Below are 19,565 nucleotides of genomic sequence, written 5' to 3' on the forward strand. Positions count from 1 at the left end.
CTGATGGGTTGCGTTCCCGACTGGTCTTAACCCTGATTTGTCCCTGAAAACGGGTACAGATGGATACTATTTCTGATTTTAAAAAAATAGGAACTCAAAAAAGTAGATGGCCCTGCAAAATCTGTTTTTCCTGATTTCCATTCCCTGGACTCTGGAAATCCTCAAGCTCGTACGTCGAGTCCGTCTAAATCATGTTGCTCCACAGGTTGGGGCGGATTCTTTGCCTTAATCGCAAAGCCTCTCGGGAGGGAAAAAGCCCCTAACCAGAATTCTGCAACTGATTTAGACTCGGTATATTCCTACTTCTAAAGATAATCTTAGTTTGACAAACTCCTTGAGGATTAGTCAAGTCTCGGCCCTAATCTTCAAATTTATAGCCCACACCAATAACCGTTTTAATAAAAGATGGATTCGCCGGGTCGAGTTCTATTTTTTTTCGCAAGCGGGCGACATGAGTATCGACAACCCGTTCATCGCCGAAAAAGTCATCCCCCCAGAGTTTTTCTATCAATTGCGATCGCTGCCAAACCCGTCCAGGATAGCTTAAAAACGTTGACAGCAGATTAAACTCCAAGGTGGTTAAATCTAAGGTTTCCAACTCCCGGTTTTGCAGTTGCCTCGTAGCAATCCGTCGGTCCACATCCACCATAAAATGTTCGGTTTGGTAAATCTGAGAACTCTGATTCCCTTGGCGGAGGCTCCTTCGCAACAAGGCGCGGACCCGGGCCACCAATTCCCGAGGGCTGAACGGTTTGACCATATAATCATCGGCCCCGGTGGATAAGCCGATCACCCGGTCAATTTCCTCCCCTCGGGCGGTGAGCACTAAAATATACGGGTCTTTGGGTCCCGGTTTTTGCCGGATGCGCGCACAGACTTCTAACCCATCCAATCCCGGAAGCATTAAGTCTAAAACGATTAAGTCTGGCTGTTCTGCTTCAAAGACACTCAGGGCCGTTAAACCATCGCGACAATTGAGGCATTGAAACCCTTCGGCTTCTAAGGCGCGTCCCACAATCCGCGCAATTTCCGGTTCATCTTCAACGATTAAAATTTTCATAACATCGCCCCTTGCCTCCCTTAACTCACCGGCGTGGGATATCCATGAGGGGCCGCATCCAAAGCCGGGGCAATCTCAAGGTCCTGGGTCTTTTCCACGGGCTGTTTTTTTTCTGGATACACCGCCAGATCGAACCAGAAGGTGGTTCCTACCCCCACTTCGCTGACTAAATGCATTTGGGCATGATGTTTTTCCATAATATTGCGGACAATGGAAAGACCCAACCCGGTGCCTTCTAAGGTATGAACTCGGTTTTCCACCCGGAAGAAGCGATCGAAAATCGCAACTTGATCTTCTGCGGCAATCCCGATTCCCGTATCCCCTACTTCAATTCGCACCATCGGCACATTCGGTTTCTGCTGCTGGTTCGGGAGGGGACATTGGGGATTCCCCCGCCAAGAATTATCCTCTTCGGTTTCCAACAAATAGGCGCGAATCGCAATTCGTCCCCCGGGTTCGGTGAACTTCAGGGCGTTTCCCACCAAGTTGGCAAAGACTTGTAAGAGTAAATCATAGTTAGCCACCACTGGAGGTAACTCGGGGTCAACTTCTTGAATCAGGTCGATATTTTTATCTTTGGCATTGAGTTGATAGGTACGCAGGGTTTGCTCCACAGGTTGAGCCAGTTCTACGGCTTCAAACTGATAAGTCTTGCTCGATTCCAGGCGCGAGAGGTCTAGGACATCGTTAACCAAGCGGGTGAGGCGATCGGTTTCCCGGTTGGCGGTTTCTAAAAATTCCTGACGTTCCTCTTGGGTGAGTTCTTCCCCATACTCATGCAAAGTTTCAATAAAAGACTTGATATTAAATAAGGGCGTTCTCAGTTCATGGGAGACATTGCTAATAAACTGACTCTTAGCTTCATTCAGCTTGACCTCCCGAGTAATATCTTGAACCGTCATCGCAATCCCTTTGAGACTCTCGCGATATTGCGCCGTCGCTGAGGAAACCGAGTCATCATGATAGAGGGTGCATTCCGTGGCGTAGGGCCGTTCTGGGGCGGTACAGGTATCTTCGTGATGGTAGGTGCAACTCTTGCATAAAGGATCGACTCCGGGGGCTTTATGCAGCAGCACGGTACTGAGTAAAATTCGGACAGTGCGTTTTGTGGGTTCGCTCAGGGTGAGGCGAAACTCTCCACTCTCTCGGGACGCATAGCCGTTGGCGGAAATATCTCCCTCCCCGTCATTGGCGGAGGAAACCTCTCTCAGGGAATCCCCGGCGGCCATTTCATAGAGGGGTTGGGTTAATTCGGCACTGACTGCATCCGGGAGCAAATCCAGGATATTTTGAGAAATCAGGTTTTTGCCTTCCCAGCCGAAAATTCGCCTTGCGGTGGGGTTGACTAAAATAACCTGTAAGGAAGTGTCTAATAAGACGGCTCCATCGGCGATGGTAGAAACGAGGGTTTCGAGTTTGGCTTTTTCGGCGGTGAGTTCTTCAATGTTTTGCTCCTCATACCGTTCTAGCCGTTCAGCCATTTCATTAAAGCTGCAAATTAATTCCCCGAGTTCCCCTTGTAGGGGCAAGTCTATCCGCTGCTTAAAGTTTCCTGTAGCAATGTTTTTGACCCCAACCAGTAACTCTTTAATCGGTTTGGTAATGGTTAAGGCATTAAAGACGGCCCCTAAAATCACCATCACCCAGATGGAGATAAACACGGCAATGGTGACATCTCGGGTGAGGTTGGAGGAGGTGACTACGGTGGGATTGGGGTTGATGCCGATCGCCAAGACGCCCAAATATTCGTTGTCGTGTGCCAGGGGGACAAAAACATCGGTGACGGTGCCATCCGGGGTGCGATGCTGCCGGACCATTGGCAAATCATAGGTATTGGCAAACCCTTCGGGAAGTTGAATCCGCCGTTGCAGGGTTAGGGAATTTTGAACTTCGGACTCGGAAAAGGGAATTCCCAGGAAGATTTGACCTTCCTTATCGGCATAGAGCATATAGCGCACGCTGGTGGTACTGCTATAGAACCGATGCGAAAAGCGGGCCACTTCTGTGCGATTATCTTCCGCAATTAACGGGGCGACATTGGCCGCCAGCAGCAGTCCCAAATCCCGACCGAAGCGGGTGTCATTGATTCGGGCATCCTGCTGAATGGTATTGACAGCCCAGAATGTGAGTCCACTCATAATGAGGGACACAACCAGGGTGGCGGCTGCCATCAGTCGGGTCTGGAGGGTGAATTCGGACCACCAACGGGCAATAATTTCTCGGATTTTGTTTAGGAGAGCCAGCAAGGTTCTTTCTATCCGGTGGAAGGCAATGATGAGAGATGAGTCTATTGATATTGTGCCACGTTCTGAAGTTTTGCGATGAAGGGGCGTGGTTTTTTCTGAGGCGATCGCCCTCAACCCCTCCGGAGTCGTTCAGGGAAGTCCGGCGATCGCTCTCATGGGTTGCCGATTTCCCGATTAAACGGATTCACTTCACGGTTCCTGGCGCAAAATTTCTCGGACCTCCATTAAAATCTGACCCAATTTATTTTGTCCGCTGCCATCTTGACCACATCCCCAGTAATAATCATGGGGGGCATTTTCTACAAGTTCCTCATCTCCCGTTCCTAGCAAAATCTCCCGAATGTCGTCATGAGTCTGGAATTTTTTGAGGACTGCACGGCGCATGATTTCATCTTTGACGGTTTCCCAATCCGATCGCAAGGGACGTTTGCGATCGCGTCCCATGTTGGCGGCATCTTTGGGGTTGTTGACTTGTCGAATTTGTTCGGCATGGGGTGTTCCGACAAATTTTTGGGCTTGAAAATAATGTTCACTCGTCGGCCACCACACCCCATCTAACTCAAACCCATGTCGGGAAAAATTCGAGAAACATCCATATTCGCTACGGGTGCTATAAAAATATACAGTCACAGTCTATACTCCTGTCCCTTTCAACTCAGGGCTTTTTCGATTAAATCGGTATATTTTTCCAGGGTAGTCGCATAATAACTTAAAAAATCTAGGGCCGGTTGACGAACGACCTTATCAAATTTCTCGACTTCGTTTGGTAGCACCTTTAAGGGTTGGGTAACCAGATAGCGACTGGAACTATAATCAATATCTCCCTGTTTTAAATTTTCTTCTTCTTTGAGTTTTCCAATGAGCAGTTCTCCCAGGTTATAGTCGGAAGATTTGATATAAAGTAGAGGCGGATTGTCCATGCCAAACAATCGTTCTGGGGTTAATCCTTCTAACCCAATTAATATGACATACTCATCATATTGAGACACCCAATTAGAATTAGAAATATAAATTTCTGTGTCTTCATACACGATAAAATTCCACTGATTTTGCCACCAGGAATTTTTAATTAAATCGGCTTCCAGAGATTCTAAAAAATCCTGGAGTTCAGTTCTGAGGGTTTGTTCAGCTTTGAGAAGTTCCTGATAGGTTTCCCAATTTTTGGCTAATAACTTACTTTCATCTGAGAAAATTTTCATAAATCATACCCTTGACACCACCTCAATCCAGTCTACCAAAATATGTTTAAGTTTTAGATCATTGAGTTGCGGCACAACTTGGTCCAAGGCGACGGCGAGTTGGGGATAGGAAATCTGGTGCCAATGGGAGGGGTCTCCACTGACGGGTGCTCGCCCTTCGGGGGTTAAAAAGATGGCAATTTGTCGTTCTTTGGGGATGCGTTGCGCTGAACCTAACCGGCGCATCTCCATAATTTCTAAGTCCGCTTGGTTGATGCCTTCTCGGTCCAAAATATTGTTATCGATCGCCACTAAAAACTCACCGGGTCGATACAGGATCAAGTCCAGGCGCAATTGAGGTGCGATCGCCCCAGAGAGGAGGCGATAGGGTTGGGTGAAATGTTCTGAGGGAATGCAATTACCACAGAGTTTGACAAGCTGTTCTAAAAACAGTGAACCTTGCCCATGACTGCCTTCCGCATCCAATAGCCACCCTAATACTGTTGTTTGGGTTGTCTCATTTTTGCTCAGTTGCAAAAGAGAGAATAGATTAAAATTAGCAATCTGACGCTGCCTGGACTTCTGACGGATGTCGGAAAAACTTGACAAGAATGCCGACATCTGAGCTTGGGTTTTTTCTCGTTTTGATTGCCCTAACGTTCTAAATTTACCGAGAAGGGCGCTCATTTTTTGGACTTTAGATGGCATTTAAAATGGGGACAGAAGGTCGAGTATGCTGGATGGATAAAGGATGAACTACAGGTTCAATGGGTAGGGTAATCCTAAATTCTGCCCCTCTTCCCGGTTGGGAACTGACCTCGATTTTCCCCCCATGTTTTTCGACGACGCGGTAAACAATCGACAATCCCAAACCTGTGCCTTTTCCTGGGGGTTTTGTGGTGTAAAATGGGTCAAATATTTTGCTGTGGATTGATGAATCAATCCCCGGACCATTATCCACAATTTTTATTTGGATTGTTCTTTCGTTGAGCTTCTGGGTTTGAATCAGGATTTGACGAGGGGACTGAATGGCCTTTGTTTCTTTCTCAGCTTCGCTTTCTAAGGCATCGATCGCATTAGAAATCAAGTGCATAAACACTTGATTGAGTTGCGCCGGATAGCACTCGATCGGGGCTAAGTCATCATACCGGGTAATCACTTCAATATGGGGCTGTAGCCGATGGTTACAGAGTAACAGGGTACTGTCAATCCCTTCATGAATATCGACTCGTTTTTTCTCGGATTCGTCCAGGCGTGAAAAGTTACGCAAAGAAAGGACAATCTGCCGAATTCGCTCGGACCCAATGCTCATGGAGGAGAGCATTTTGGTTAAGTCGCTGATGACGAATTCTAAATCTACATCTTCAATGAGTTCCTGTAGTTCCGGGGACGGATTAGGATGCTCTTTTTGATACAGTTTGACGATTTCGAGGATGTCTTGGATGTAATGATTGCTATGCTCGATATTCCCGGTGATAAAGTTGATAGGATTGTTAATTTCGTGGGCAATTCCTGCGACTAACTGTCCCAAACTGGACATTTTTTCAGTTTGAATGAGTTGGGTTTGAGCTTGCTGAATTTCCTGGAGTTGTTGTTCAACTCGACTGATCAATTGATTGAGGGAGGTGGCTAATAAACCCGCCTCATCTTCGGTGAGGATGGGGACGCGGAGTCTATAATTCGATTGTTCGGTGGTTCGTAGAGCAACTTGGGTGACCCATTCAATGGGACGGGCGATCGCCCGACTGGTGTAAGAGGCTAACATCGCGGCGATCGCCACGGATAAAATCATACTGAGAACGGCAATTTGCCATCGCAAAGATTCAGCTTTTGTAAAAGTTTCTTTGGCCGCAGTCTCTTGGGCCTGGGCTGCATCTAAGGTCTGGTCTAACGCCTGATAGAGGGCTTCTAATGCCAATTCTACTTGAGAAATTTGGGCCAAAACTTTCTCTTTTTCTGAGTCGTTTAGCCGGATTAATAAATCAGAAAATGTAAGAGATTGGGAAGACTGTAATTGAATTAAGTCTTGATAAGATTTTTCAGCCACTTGTTGAATTTCCCATAATTTTTGCATTTGGGATTCATCTACAGTGACTAAACTCTTTTCATTGGTTCTCACCAATTTTTGTAAATGGGTTAAAAGGGTCTTAACTTTCTGACTCTGGGTCATAAAGTTGCGGCTTTTTGATTGACTCCAGAGGGATTGATCCGTACCGGAAACTAAACCTTGTTGCTGCGATCGCGCGGTGACCACTTCATATTGCAAATGGGTGAGGACCCGCTGTTGCTCGTAGGCATGAACCAGTTGTTGTTTGGCTTTGTTGTGATAGCGATCGCCCACTACTAACCCCAGACCCGTTCCCAGTAAGGCGATCGAAATGGTCAGAGCATACCCATAGCCGATTTTTTGCTTAATACTTAAGCGGCGAATCTTGGTTTTGAGCTGATCCAGGAGATTGGGAGCGGATTTCCCTACCTTGCGAATCTGTGGGGGATCCACAATCGCTCTCGGTTGTCGGGTCTCTAGGACCTCGTAAGGCTCTTGAAGCTGCATAGATGGGGCTTCCCTTGCTGATAATGATACTCTTGTCTGAGGACAAGCGGTGTTTTCTCGGTGTAAGGATCCCAACATAACGATGATGAAGGTCTCCTCTTCAACGATCTGAACGCTGACTTAGGCGGTGATCAACTGCCAACTGGGTAGAATTCCAGAATGGAACAGGCATCCGTCTTCACAAAAAACTGGGTGAATCGGGTTCGGGGTGCGTTAGCATTTCTCTACTTTATTAAATTTTTATAAAATTTCCAAGGGTTTTATAATTTTCAGTGATCATACGGAGCCTTTAGGGGCTTGACACTGAGGGCCACAGGACTGGATATTTAAAGGAATTAATCTGTTTGCCTTGAACAATTATATTTGAGTCAGTGTAAAATTGCAAATATTTAATCTTTATTTGAACGATAAGTAATCATCAGAGGCTTGGCTCTGAGAATTTAGGCTCACTCGTTGAGTGGGGGAAAGGGGGAGGGGCCGTGGAATAAACTGATTAATAGCAATTCTGGACTCACCTGCTAAATTAACCTCAATTTTCTCTTCATCACTCCCTATTATCCTTTCTTTACCTCTATATTTTATGGCAAATTCCCCCTCCAATATCATTTTAGGACTCGACCTCGGTACCACCGGAAATCGAGCCATTTTATTTAATCAAGAGGGTCAAATCATGACCCAGTTTTATCAAGAATTGACCCAATTCTATCCTCAACCCGGTTGGGTAGAACATGATCCAGTCGCCATCTGGGAGGATACCTCCCATTGCATTCACCAGGTTTTGCAAAACCTGGAAATTTCGGGGTCTGAAATTGCGGCGATCGGGCTAACTGTCCAGCGGGAAACCTGTTTGTTGTGGGATAAAAACACAGGAGAACCCTTACATCCAGCCATTGTTTGGCTCGATCGCCGGACTGCACCCCTCTGTCGAGAGTTGACGGAAAAGGGTCATGCTGCTGAGATTCAAAATCGCACCGGATTAGTGCTGGATGCCTATTTTTCCGCTACTAAACTCGCCTGGTTATTAAAATGGGTCAAAGACAATCGACCGGATATTAATCCCCAAAATATTCTCGCTGGAACCATCGATACTTGGATCCTTTGGAAACTCACCGGGTCCAAGGTTCATGCCACCGATCGCAGTAATGCCAGTCGCACCCTGTTGATGAATTTAGAAACCTTAAATTGGGACCCAACTCTCTTAAATTTATTCGGAATTCCCCGGGAAATCATGCCAGAAATTCGCGACAGTTTCGGCTATTTTGGAGAAACGGATCCAGATATCCTCGGGTTTTCGGCCCCAATTATGGCGATTTTAGGGGACCAGCAGGCGGCATTATTCGCCCACGGCTGCGATCGCCCAGGTCTGGTAAAATGTACTTATGGCACCGGCTGTTTTTTAATTGCTCAAACGGGTCAGGAATTAGTCCGTTCCCATCATCAACTCCTCTCAACGGTTGCTTGGACGGATGGCAATCAGGTGAATTATGCCTTAGAAGGGGCTATGTTTACGACAGGGCGATCGGTGCAGTGGTTACGGGATGGATTAAACCTGATTCATTCTGCCGGGGAAACCGAGGCGATCGCCCGTTCTGTTCCCGATACTAATGGGGCCTATTTCGTCCCCGCCTTGAGTGGACTCGGTGCACCCCATTGGGATATGAGTGCAAGAGGGGCATTTTTTGGACTCACTGCGGGAGTCACCCGTGCGCATCTGGTTCGCGCTGTCTTAGAGGCGATCGCCTATCAAGTCAAAGAAGTCGTCGATGCTATCAATCAAGATAGTGACATCCCAGTGCAACGCTTAAAAGTCGATGGCGGTGCGTGCGAAAATGATTTTCTAATGCAATTTCAAGCCGATGTGCTGAATATTCCCCTAGAACGTCCCACAGTCCTAGATGCTACCGCTCAAGGTGCCGCCTTTGCTGCCGGTTTAGCGGTGGGTTTTTGGACTGATTATCGCACCCTCGTTCAAACACGCACCCTGGATCGCTGCTTTGAACCGGGAGAGGGAAAAGTTACTACAGCAACTCATTTTGCTCAATGGCAAAAGGCCGTAAGTCGGGCTAAAAATTGGGTAGATTGAGAATAGGATTGATGGAGTAAGATAGGGAAATAGGGTTTATGTTATGATAGTAAATCCGATAAATTTTAAGGCTGATTTATCCTATTGCTGCGATCTCCGAAATCATGAATCTTATCAACACCCAGGTTTTTTCCCCAGTTCAGGAGTCCAAATCAAGCCATTCTGAACTCGGTTTGCCGTTGAGTGTGGCACCGATGATGGATCGGACTGATCGCCATTATCGCTATTTTATGCGCCTGATTACCAAGCGTACATTGCTCTATACGGAAATGATTACCACAGGGGCGATTATTCATGGCGATCGCCCAAAATTGTTGGGATTTTCCCCGGAAGAAAAACCCTTATCCCTGCAACTGGGAGGGGATGATCCCCAGGAATTAGCGGAATGTACGCGCATTGCCGAAGACTTCGGTTATGACGAGATTAATTTGAACGTAGGATGTCCCAGTAGTCGCGTTCAAAATGGGAATTTTGGTGCTTGTTTAATGGCGCAACCGGAACGAGTGGCGCGGGGAATAGAGGCGATGCAACGGGTGACAAAATTGCCGGTAACGGTGAAGCATCGCATCGGAATTGACGATCGCGATCGTTATGAAGATATGAGAGAATTTGTGAGGATTATCTCCGAAGCAGGATGTTGTCGATTTACCGTACACGCTCGCAAAGCATGGCTTTCGGGGTTAAATCCTAAAGAAAACCGCACCATTCCTCCCCTGCGCTATGAAGATGTTTATCAGTTAAAACAGGAGTTTCCTGAATTGTGGATTGAAATCAATGGCGGCATCACCACAATGGAACAAGTACGCGAACATTTGCAACAAGTTGATGCGGTGATGATAGGTAGGGCTGCTTACGATAATCCCTATTTATTTGCGACTTGCGATCGGGAGATTTTTGGAGAAGAAATACCCCCCCTTTCTCGGCATCAAGTCGTCGAAGCAATGTTACCTTATATTGACTATTGGTTAACTCAAGGTTCCCATCTCAATCAAATTAGCCGACATATCCTGCAACTGTTCACGGGACAAGCTGGAAGTCGGGCATGGAAACGACATATTAGCGAAAACGCTTATCTTCCGGGTGCAGGATCTGAGGTCATTCGTGCTGCCTTAGCTAAAGTCCCAGAATCTCTATGAAAAAGTCTGCATTACTTCCCAAAGTATAGCAATAAAAAAAGGATTGCGAGCCTCTGGTTGGCTTTTTTTAGGAGAATTTAATTCTCCAGTTTATCACAATTTACGGTGATAAACCCTGACAATTTCCTGACCAATTTTTTTAATTTTCTTGACTAATTCTGGTGGTGTATGAATCTTTAGATTGCCATCAAATCCCACAATCCATCGCAAAAAACTGACATCATTGAGGGACCATTTTGGAAGCTTAATTTGTAGGCGATTGGGAAACTCGGGGTCAGGAGAGGCCGTTAAGTAAATCGGTGAAAATTTATCGTTTTCCTGGAAAAAAAACGGCTCAGAAATGGTGATTTTATGAGTCGGTAAATGCTTGGTTTCTTCGCGAATAAACCGAAAGGACTTATCCGTAAACCATAATTCAACAACTAACTCGACTTGCTTGCGGTTTTCGGGATTGGAACTGAGGAAACGGCGCTGCTGGGTGGTACTGGTTCCTAAAAATATCCCGGCACTTTCTCGGTAAAGGGTTTCTAATTGTTGTACTGATTTTTCCTGAATTTCCACACTGCGAGAGGTTTCCATTTCTTGATTCACCCGCAATCGGTCCAAGCGTTCTAAGCGAAATAATCCCGGTTCTTTGCCGCCTTCACATTCATAGCCGAGATACCAGGATCCTCCATAAAACATGATTTTTAACGGCCAAGCTAAAAAGAAATGTTCGATATTTTTTGATAAGTCTTTAAATCCGGGAATGCGTTTAAATTCTAGGAGAGTTCCCTGGGCGATCGCTGCCTCAATTCTAGGAATAAAAGGAAAATCCCGGGCGTTATAATGGGCGATTTCTCGAATGGGATAAGCATCAGAACCATGACCCTTTAACTCCGTCAGGGCCATGCGGTCTTTTAACTGGTGAGAAATAGAAAGGGCGAGAGGGTCAGTGAGATAGCAGTCCTGAGACTGTAGCAACCAATAGATTTGCTTTAACTCCGTAGGGGAAAAAATCGCTGTTCCTGCAAAATAACCGGGTTTCAAGGGCAAATCTGATAAAATTTTATAGGGTTTGAGGATGCGATTTATATCTTTTCGCAGGTGATTATCTCCAGTTTGGGGAATAATTTCCTGTTTCTGAAGTGCGATCGCCAATGCCTGAAAATTGGCGGTTCCCGGTTCTCGAAAAACGGGGTTATGGATAATAAAGCGAATGGTTGCCAGCAGTCGTTTAAAAGGTGCGATCGCCGAGTAAGGATGGGGTGATACAGCCACATTTTCCAGCGTTTCCACTTGAATTGCTAAAGTATTGCCATTCCAAAAACTGCCACTTCCAATGAGATGATTCCCTTCCAACCATTCCAAATCTGATGCTAAAGCAACAGCATCAGCATAGAGTTTTCCCGCTAATTTTCCCATGATGGCGCTGACTTCTTCAAGGGCGCTGGAAAATTGAGGGACGGGATCAAAAAGGTTTTCTAAAACCGATGGCGCGGTATGTTGCAGGTTGCCGATTCCCGGATAGCGCAAAATCAGGGAAATTAAGTGCATGAGGCGATCGAAATCCTGCAACTGGGAATATCGATGATATTGGGGTGGAGAAAGGGACTGTCGGGGTTCTCCTGGGTGGCGATCGCGCAGGCGTTGGATTTTTTGTTGGATATCTGCCTCCTGAACCCCTTTTTCTGGGTTGACTCGATGCAATGCGGCAAACCCTTCTGCCAGCAAAGGCGGAAACTGATCCAGCGATCGCGACATGGACTCAAGGACCCCCCCTGGCACCTGGCGACTGCGCGTTTGGTTCCATTGCTGGCAGGTTGCCAAAGACGTCACCAAGTGCCACCCCATCCAGGGGACCTCAAATTGCCGCAATTTCAACAGCAAACTCATGCGCCATTCCCGTTTGGCATTGGTGGCGTCATAGATTACGCTATCTCCTGCCGCGATCGCAGCTTGAATCTGCGCGATCGCCTCTTGTTCAATCGCTTCCCAGTTTCCCTGGATCCGTTCATCCCCATAGAGGCATTTGCGGATCCCATCCGTCGAAACGATCCGTCCCTCCGTAAGTTTTGTCAGCATTGCGGCAAAGCTAGATTTGCCACAACCAGGGATCCCAATCAAAAAGTGGCAGATTAGCGGCGGTTGCATAGTGGGGTCGTGGAACTGATACTATTTTAGGGGCTAGATTTTAAACTTCGCTCCCTAGGATTGATAACATAATTACTGGACTTCTTTAACGTTAACCGTTTGATTTTTTCTTTCAGGGACCCGAGTTATCCCCCTTTCCCCCCTAGTTTCATGCACCCCATCTTAAATCGCTTGACCTAAACTCCGCTACTTTTTGTTTCCTAGACCCAAATCTTTAAGAGATTATCCCGACATCAATCCACTTAACCCTCACCCCATTTTTAAAACTCGTTGATAAAATTTTTTGAATTTTTTAAAAGACTAATAAAATGGGAATTTTACTTACTTTTAATAAAAGATTCAAGACATAAAGTAATTTTTTCCGCCTTTCATAAATTATAATAAAGATAAGATATAAGGAAAGCAAAATGCAATTAGATAAATCAAAAATTATCGGAGAAATTTTGCCCTCGGAGTTTAAGCGAAAAGCAAAGATAAATTTTTTGGATTGTAGATGTAAGGGAACTCCACAAAATAAAATCTTCTATCAGAGATCCCCCCAACTCCCCAAAAGAGAACGCCAATCGGCTTGAATAATTCGGCATTACTTCTAATGGAGAAGTTTTTTGATGGAAATCCCTAATAAGAATGAATTGAGCAGGTAAAATAACCTTGGAACTGTTGAGAACTTGTAAACGGTTGGTTGATGGCGACTCTCCTCTACTCTGTGAAACCATGACATCAGTGATCTGTGCGATCGCATTGGGAAGCAATTTGGGTGACTCTCCCAAGATTTTGGCAGCGGCGATCGCTCATTTAGATTCGACCCCAGGGATATCGGTACAGCAGACTTCCCGCTGGTATCAAACGGCACCGATCGGCCCTCCGCAACCTGATTATCTCAATGGCTGTGCTTTAGTGCAAGTCCAACTCACCCCTCACCAGTTATTAGCGCGTTTATTAGAGATTGAAACCCTATTCGGACGGATCCGCCAAGAACGGTGGGGACCTAGAACCCTGGATCTTGATTTACTGTTCTATGAGGATGCAATTGTGGCAACATCAGAGTTGGAAGTACCGCATCCTCGGATGAAAGAAAGAGCATTTGTGCTAGTGCCTTTAGCCGAAATTGCCCCGGACTGGGTGGATCCAGTCTCCGGCGAGGCGATCGGTCAACTTCTGCAACGAATAGACATCAGCGGGGTCCAAACCCTGTACAATTGACAAATCCATTCCATGAATCGAGGCGATCAGGAGTTAATTCCCACAAATCTGCCAGAGGGGAGAGAGCAAAAATCCGATTTTTCCCTCACAATAGGAAGCAGTAAAGTAAACGAGGTTTAACAATGTCACTCAAACTAGAAGTTCCATCAATGGTCTGTGAAAGCTGCGCTGAAAAGATAACAGGGGCGATTAAAACTGTTGACTCTGATGCTAAAGTTGATATTGATTTAGGAAACAAAACGGTGACCCTAGATTCCGCTGCTTCCGAAGAATCCTTCAAACAAGCCATTACAGCAGTCGGCTTTGAAGTAAAGGAGGACTAATCTCTGATTACCCCCATTTAAGGGGTGAGAATGTCCCCCAAAACCCGGTGCGTTACGGCTACTGCTAAACGCACCGCCAGGGTGCGATTAAATCCGCTAAAATCTCCCGGGAATTGTATCGAATTCCTCTTGTTCATCGTTCATCTGCACATTCAGCGATCGCCGTTTTAAATAACTATGGTATTCGGTCAAGAACCTCCCACCCTGATCAAACATCGTCTCTCCTATTCCGGTCGAAAATTTGGCTTTGATGTCAACCGTTTACGCCTTCCCAATGGTGCTGAAGGGGAATGGGAATGCATTCGACACCCTGGCGGCGCACTCTGCATCCCTGTTACCGCAGATGGACGACTCGTTTTAGTGGAACAATATCGCTTTGCAGTCCAAGGACGATTACTCGAATTTCCCGCTGGAACTGTGGAACATGATGAAGAACCCTTTCAAACCATTCAACGAGAAATAGAAGAAGAAACCGGATACCGTGCGCATCAATGGCAAAGATTAGGTCAGTTTTTCCTCGCCCCGGGGTATTCTGATGAAGTCATTTATGCGTTTTTAGCCCAAGATTTAGAAAAGTTGACGACCCCACAACAATTGGATGAAGATGAAGATATCCAAACCATTTTAATGACGCCTCATGACTTTGAACTGGCAATTTTAAATGGAGAAGTAGTCGATTCTAAATCTATTTCCAGTTTTTTCTTAGCGCAACGGCTGTTGAATTTTTAAAACAAGTATCCAACAAAAAATGGCGGTTTGCGGTCCATACCGAACGGGGTTAAAAAGGGGAGAAAAATGCTTTTAGAATTAGCGATCGGCGATGCTTACGGGGCGGGATTTGAATATGCCGATGAGATGATTCCCGAAAATACTTTAAGGCAGTATGTCCAACATCCTCGGCATCAAATTCGTCCCGGATGTTACACCGATGACACCCAAATGAGTTTGGCGATCGCCGAAACTTTGGTATCTGGAGAACCTTGGACAACCCTGGCAGTCGCCAATCACTTCGTTACCGCATTTAAACGCGACCCCCGAGAAGGATACTCTCCCAAATTTTATGACTTCTTGCTACAAGTCGAAGATGGAGCCGACTTTTTAGCTAAAATTAACGTTAGAAGTGATAAAAGTGGTGCCGCCATGCGTGCCGCACCCATTGGGGTATTAGCGACCCCAGAAGCGGTGATTGAAGCAACCACCTTGCAAGCGGCGATTACTCATAATACCCCCGATGGTATTAATGCTGCTTGTGCCGCAGCATTAATGTCCCATTATTTTATTTATAATCGGGGATCTAAACTGAATTTGGGTGAATTTATTGACACTTATATTCCCGGTTATCAATGGTCCCAACCCTGGGAAGGACCCGTCAAAACAACCGGATGGATTTGTGTCAAAGCTGCCTTAACTGCGATCGCCCGCAATCATTCCCTAAGTGGACTGCTACAAGATTGCATTGCCTTTACCGGCGATGTGGATACCGTCGCTGCGATCGCCCTTGCCGCTGCCTCCAATAGTGCAGAAATCACGCAGGACCTTCCCCAAACCCTCATTGATACTTTAGAAAATCAGACTTACGGAAAAGATTATATCATTGAATTAGACCCAAAATTAATGAGTTTAAAGGAAACTCACTCTGTAAATTAAAGCGACTTATAAAAACAAGGAAGATTCATTCATGTCTGATTTAATTTTATTTTGGCATCGCCGGGATTTAAGAATAACTGATAATATCGGGTTGGCGACTGCCTTTAAGAAAAGCCGAAAACTCGTGGGAGTATTTTGCCTAGACCCGAATATTTTAAAAGGTTCAGATATTGCCCCAGCGCGGGTTAAATATATGCTGGGTTGTTTGGCTGAACTCCAGGAAAACTATGCTAAAATAGGGAGTCAACTGTTCATTTTGTTTGATGAACCCAGACAGGCGATCGCCCGATTAGCCACTGCCTTAGAAGCACAATTTGTCTATTGGAATTTAGACGTAGAACCGTATTCCCAGGACCGAGATCAAGCAGTCCGAGAAGCCCTAAAAAAACAGGGAATTGCAGTGGAAAACTTTTGGGACCAGCTTTTACATTTTCCCGGAGAAATTTGTAGTAATACCGGCAATCCCTACACCATTTATACGCCTTTTTGGAAAAACTGGATTCGCCAAACCAAAGCAGAACCTGTCCCGGGATTAGATACGGCTATATCTCTTAGCAAAGAAGAACAAGAAAAGGCTAAAAATGCCGGTGCAGTTGCATTACCGACGCTCAAAGATTTAGGATTGAGTTGGGACAATCCGCTGATGCTGGAACCGGGAGAAAGTGCTGCGCGATCGCAACTGGAAGACTTTAGCGATCGCACCATTTACGACTACGACGAACAACGGAATTTCCCCGCCGTTCCCGGAACTTCTCTACTAAGTGCCGCCCTCAAATTTGGTGCGATCGGCATTCGCACCGTCTGGAATGCCACCCTAAGCGCCGCTGAAGAATGCCGGAGTGACGAAACCCGCAAAGGTGTCCAAACCTGGCAACAAGAACTCGCATGGCGCGAATTTTATCAACAGGCACTTTATCACTTTCCTGAACTTGCCACCGGACCTTATCGAGAAGCTTGGAAAGACTTTCCTTGGGAAAATAACGAAGAACTATTTCAAGCTTGGTGTGAAGGACAAACGGGTTATCCTATCGTTGATGCTGCCATGCGCCAACTCAATGAAATCGGCTGGATGCATAACCGTTGTCGGATGATTGTTGCTAGTTTTCTCACCAAAGATTTGATTATAAATTGGCAGTGGGGAGAACAATATTTCATGCAAAAATTATATGATGGAGACCTTGCGGCTAACAATGGGGGTTGGCAATGGAGTGCTTCCAGTGGCATGGACCCCAAACCCCTGCGAATTTTTAATCCCACAACTCAAACCCAGAAATTCGACCCCGAGGGAGACTACATTCGCGAGTGGGTACCGGAGTTGCGATCGATGGAAACAGAAGCGTTAATTTCAGGTAAAATTCTTCCGTTGGAACGCAAATCCTGTGGATATCCTGAAACCATAGTCAATCACAATGAGCAGCAGCGGCGATTTAAAGCTTTATATCAACAACAAAAAGCCTTGACAGAGTAAAAGTTTAACATCACCACTTCAGTCGTTACTACGAACATAAAAAAACGACTGAAGTCGGGAAACCAAAATCTTTTACTGATAAAGGGATTGAATCCACTCCCATTCTCGGGTTAATCCCTCTTTGAGAGGGACTTGCGGTTGATATCCGATGAGACGCTGTGCTTTGGAAACATCCGCACTGGTGTGACGCGCATCCCCGATCGCAGACTCGACATAGTTGCGCTTAATCGGACGTCCAATTACTTCCTCAATGGTATCAATCACATAAGCTAACGACACCCGAGAACCGCCACCAATATTGAACACTTCCCCAGTCGCTTCTTTGGAACTCGCTGAGGCTAAATTGGCCGCAACTGCATCACTAATATAAGTAAAATCTCGGGTTTGCTGTCCATCCCCATAAATTGGGATAGCTTCATCAACCAATGCCGCTTTTAAAAACTTGTGAAACGCCATATCCGGACGCTGACGAGGACCATAGACGGTAAAATAACGTAACCCCACCACGGGCACCCCAAAGTTACGGTGATATAACACACATAATTGTTCTGATGCCAGTTTGGTAATCCCATAAGGGGACACAGGTGCCGGACAAATCGCTTCACTCGTCGGCATGGTTTCCGCATTGCCATATACTGAGGAAGAAGAGGCGAAGACAAAGCGCTGGAGTTGCTTGGCATCCTTCGCCGCTTCTAGCATCACCTGGGTGGCGTTGAGATTGCGTTCCGTGTAAGCGCGAAACCGATCTCCCCAACTGGCGCGGACCCCAGCTTGTGCCGCTTGATGATAGATGAAATCCACATCCGCAAGCAGCGATCGCCACTCTAACGACTGGATATCCGCTTCAATCAGTTGAAAGGCGGGATGGGTTGCAAATGAAGCAATATTCTGGCGTTTTAAGCGCGGGTCGTAGTAATCGTTAAATTGGTCAATGCCAATCACCCGTTCCCCGCGATCGAGTAGGACTTCGGCTAAATGAGACCCAACAAAACCCCCAACACCAGTCACAATACTTGTCGTCATAAATTCACCATAGGTACAGTTGAAGAGAAATTAATGCAAGTCACCCTAAAGAAGCTATCCCGTTCTAGCATAAAATCGATCGGGTCACCATTATGGCTGATTTAAAGATAAAGTTAAGTGCTAAACGAGGGAAACGTGAAGGTTTTAGTTGTGGGAAATGGGGGCCGAGAACACGCCCTTGCTTGGAAACTGTTGCAATCTAACACCGTTGAGACTGTGTTTTGTGTGCCAGGAAATGGAGGCACGGCAATTTTAGAAAATTGCCAAAATTTATCCTTGACAGCGACTGATTTTTATGGTATTAAAGAGGCGGTCAAAACCCATGAAATCGGGTTAGTCGTGATTGGCCCAGAAGTGCCATTAGCGATGGGAATGGCCGACTACTTACAGCAAGAAAAAATCCCCGTATTTGGTCCTTCTCAATCCGGTGCACAACTAGAAGCGAGCAAATCTTGGGCGAAAGCATTTATGCAAGATGTGGGAATTCCTACAGCGCGATCGCAAGCCTTTACCGATGAAGAAATCCCCCAGGCATTGGCTTATGTGGAAGAACAGGGTGCGCCAATTGTAGTCAAAGCCGATGGATTAGCCGCCGGGAAAGGGGTGACGGTGGCAGCAACGGTGGAAGAAGCCAAAGCCGCGATCGCCGAATCTTTTGGGGGCAAATTTGGCCTCTCCGGTGAATGCGTCGTGATTGAAGAATGCTTAATCGGTCAAGAAGCTTCTGTATTAGCCATTACCGATGGCTTAACCGTGCGCCCCTTGCTTCCGGCCCAGGATCATAAAGCCGTTGGAGAGGGGGATACAGGGCCGAATACTGGCGGAATGGGAGTCTATGCACCAGCCCCCTTGGTTACCCCGGAGATGATGGAACGGGTACAGAGGGAGGTCTTGGAACCGGCGATCGCCAGCTTGCGCGATCGCAACATCGACTATCGCGGCGTCCTCTATGCCGGACTGATGATTTCCCCGGAAGGTGACATCAAAGTGCTGGAATTTAACTGCCGCTTTGGGGACCCCGAAACCCAGGCGATTTTGCCCCTCTTAGAAACCCCCCTCGATGAAGTTCTCCTCGCCTGCGTCAACCAAACCTTAGCAGAACTCCCTCCCCTGCGCTGGAAAGATGGAGCCTCCGCCTGTGTGGTGATGGCTGCCGGAGGATACCCAGGAGACTATAAAACCGGGGATGTGATTACCGGATTAGAGCAAGCGGAGGCGATCGGCGCAGTCACCTTCCATGCCGGAACCGAACTCCAAAATGGACAAGTGCTCACTAAAGGAGGACGAGTTCTCGGCGTTAGCGCCACAGGCACTGACTTTGACGATGCCTTTGCCAAAGCCTATCAAGGCGTAGAACAAATCCACTTCAACGGGTCCTACTATCGCCGAGATATCGGCCATCGAGTCCGTTCCCCAATTGCTTAAAATTACGCCCTAGCATTGCCTTCTTCTACGTGTGTTAATGCGGCATAAGTAGAGGGAGGCAATGCCTACTGTTCATGAAAAAGCCT

At 46.5% G+C, this 19,565-nt stretch carries 17 protein-coding genes; 9 read left to right on the forward strand and 8 right to left on the reverse strand.

What is annotated here, in order from left to right:
- Positions 1–358: 358 nt before the first annotated feature.
- The 6 genes from NG796_RS04105 to NG796_RS04130 all read right to left on the reverse strand — a co-directional run bounded on the left by NG796_RS04105 (position 359) and on the right by NG796_RS04130 (position 7,038).
- Complete coding sequence (locus NG796_RS04105) at positions 359–1,060, reverse strand: response regulator transcription factor (protein ID WP_261204642.1); 702 nt, start codon at positions 1,058–1,060, stop codon at positions 359–361.
- Between the two features lie 20 nt (positions 1,061–1,080).
- The gene (locus tag NG796_RS04110; RefSeq protein WP_261204643.1) at positions 1,081–3,306 is read right to left on the reverse strand and encodes an ATP-binding protein; all 2,226 of its coding nucleotides are present in this window, start codon (positions 3,304–3,306) and stop codon (positions 1,081–1,083) included.
- A gap of 189 nt (positions 3,307–3,495) precedes the next feature.
- Complete coding sequence (locus NG796_RS04115; protein ID WP_261204644.1) at positions 3,496–3,936, reverse strand: NADAR family protein; 441 nt, start codon at positions 3,934–3,936, stop codon at positions 3,496–3,498.
- A gap of 20 nt (positions 3,937–3,956) precedes the next feature.
- Positions 3,957–4,505 carry a hypothetical protein gene (locus NG796_RS04120; RefSeq protein ID WP_261204645.1) on the reverse strand — a complete coding sequence of 183 codons (549 nt, stop codon included), beginning with the start codon at positions 4,503–4,505 and terminating at the stop codon, positions 3,957–3,959.
- A gap of 3 nt (positions 4,506–4,508) precedes the next feature.
- Positions 4,509–5,171 carry a PD-(D/E)XK nuclease family protein gene (locus NG796_RS04125; RefSeq protein ID WP_261204646.1) on the reverse strand — a complete coding sequence of 221 codons (663 nt, stop codon included), beginning with the start codon at positions 5,169–5,171 and terminating at the stop codon, positions 4,509–4,511.
- 10 nt (positions 5,172–5,181) lie between these two features.
- Positions 5,182–7,038 (reverse strand): sensor histidine kinase, encoded by a 1,857-nt coding sequence (locus NG796_RS04130; RefSeq protein WP_261204647.1) that lies wholly within the window; start codon positions 7,036–7,038, stop codon positions 5,182–5,184.
- Between the two features lie 580 nt (positions 7,039–7,618).
- On the opposite strand from NG796_RS04130, the gene glpK reads away from it, so the two are divergent.
- Both glpK and dusA read left to right on the forward strand, forming a co-directional pair.
- On the forward strand, positions 7,619–9,121 hold the full coding sequence (gene glpK / locus NG796_RS04135) for a glycerol kinase GlpK (protein WP_261204648.1): 1,503 nt from the start codon (positions 7,619–7,621) through the stop codon (positions 9,119–9,121).
- Between the two features lie 104 nt (positions 9,122–9,225).
- Complete coding sequence (gene dusA / locus NG796_RS04140) at positions 9,226–10,257, forward strand: tRNA dihydrouridine(20/20a) synthase DusA (RefSeq protein WP_261204649.1); 1,032 nt, start codon at positions 9,226–9,228, stop codon at positions 10,255–10,257.
- 93 nt (positions 10,258–10,350) lie between these two features.
- On the opposite strand, the gene NG796_RS04145 is transcribed toward dusA, so the two are convergent.
- The gene (locus NG796_RS04145; protein WP_261204650.1) at positions 10,351–12,390 is read right to left on the reverse strand and encodes a WYL domain-containing protein; all 2,040 of its coding nucleotides are present in this window, start codon (positions 12,388–12,390) and stop codon (positions 10,351–10,353) included.
- Between the two features lie 714 nt (positions 12,391–13,104).
- Here NG796_RS04145 and folK point away from each other — a divergent pair.
- The 6 genes from folK to NG796_RS04175 all read left to right on the forward strand — a co-directional run bounded on the left by folK (position 13,105) and on the right by NG796_RS04175 (position 17,031).
- Positions 13,105–13,593 carry a 2-amino-4-hydroxy-6-hydroxymethyldihydropteridine diphosphokinase gene (folK, locus tag NG796_RS04150; RefSeq protein WP_261204651.1) on the forward strand — a complete coding sequence of 163 codons (489 nt, stop codon included), beginning with the start codon at positions 13,105–13,107 and terminating at the stop codon, positions 13,591–13,593.
- A gap of 122 nt (positions 13,594–13,715) precedes the next feature.
- A complete protein-coding gene (locus NG796_RS04155) occupies positions 13,716–13,916 on the forward strand; it encodes a heavy-metal-associated domain-containing protein (protein ID WP_261204652.1) in 201 nt (66 codons plus the stop codon).
- A gap of 30 nt (positions 13,917–13,946) precedes the next feature.
- A complete protein-coding gene (locus NG796_RS04160) occupies positions 13,947–14,087 on the forward strand; it encodes a hypothetical protein (protein ID WP_261204653.1) in 141 nt (46 codons plus the stop codon).
- A gap of 6 nt (positions 14,088–14,093) precedes the next feature.
- Positions 14,094–14,645, forward strand: coding sequence for an NUDIX hydrolase (locus tag NG796_RS04165; protein ID WP_261204654.1), 552 nt, complete (start codon positions 14,094–14,096; stop codon positions 14,643–14,645).
- A 66-nt stretch (positions 14,646–14,711) separates the two neighbouring features.
- Positions 14,712–15,563, forward strand: coding sequence for an ADP-ribosylglycohydrolase family protein (locus tag NG796_RS04170; protein ID WP_261204655.1), 852 nt, complete (start codon positions 14,712–14,714; stop codon positions 15,561–15,563).
- A 31-nt stretch (positions 15,564–15,594) separates the two neighbouring features.
- On the forward strand, positions 15,595–17,031 hold the full coding sequence (locus NG796_RS04175) for an FAD-binding domain-containing protein (RefSeq protein ID WP_261204656.1): 1,437 nt from the start codon (positions 15,595–15,597) through the stop codon (positions 17,029–17,031).
- Between the two features lie 72 nt (positions 17,032–17,103).
- Here NG796_RS04175 and NG796_RS04180 read toward each other — a convergent pair whose 3' ends face one another.
- Positions 17,104–18,054 (reverse strand): NAD-dependent epimerase/dehydratase family protein, encoded by a 951-nt coding sequence (locus NG796_RS04180; RefSeq protein WP_261204657.1) that lies wholly within the window; start codon positions 18,052–18,054, stop codon positions 17,104–17,106.
- Positions 18,055–18,189: 135 nt separating this feature from the next.
- Here NG796_RS04180 and purD point away from each other — a divergent pair, with 135 nt between their 5' ends.
- On the forward strand, positions 18,190–19,479 hold the full coding sequence (purD, locus tag NG796_RS04185) for a phosphoribosylamine--glycine ligase (protein ID WP_261204658.1): 1,290 nt from the start codon (positions 18,190–18,192) through the stop codon (positions 19,477–19,479).
- Positions 19,480–19,565 lie beyond the last annotated feature (86 nt).

It is taken from the genome of Laspinema sp. D2d, from assembly GCF_025370755.1.
GTDB lineage: Bacteria > Cyanobacteriota > Cyanobacteriia > Cyanobacteriales > Laspinemataceae > Laspinema.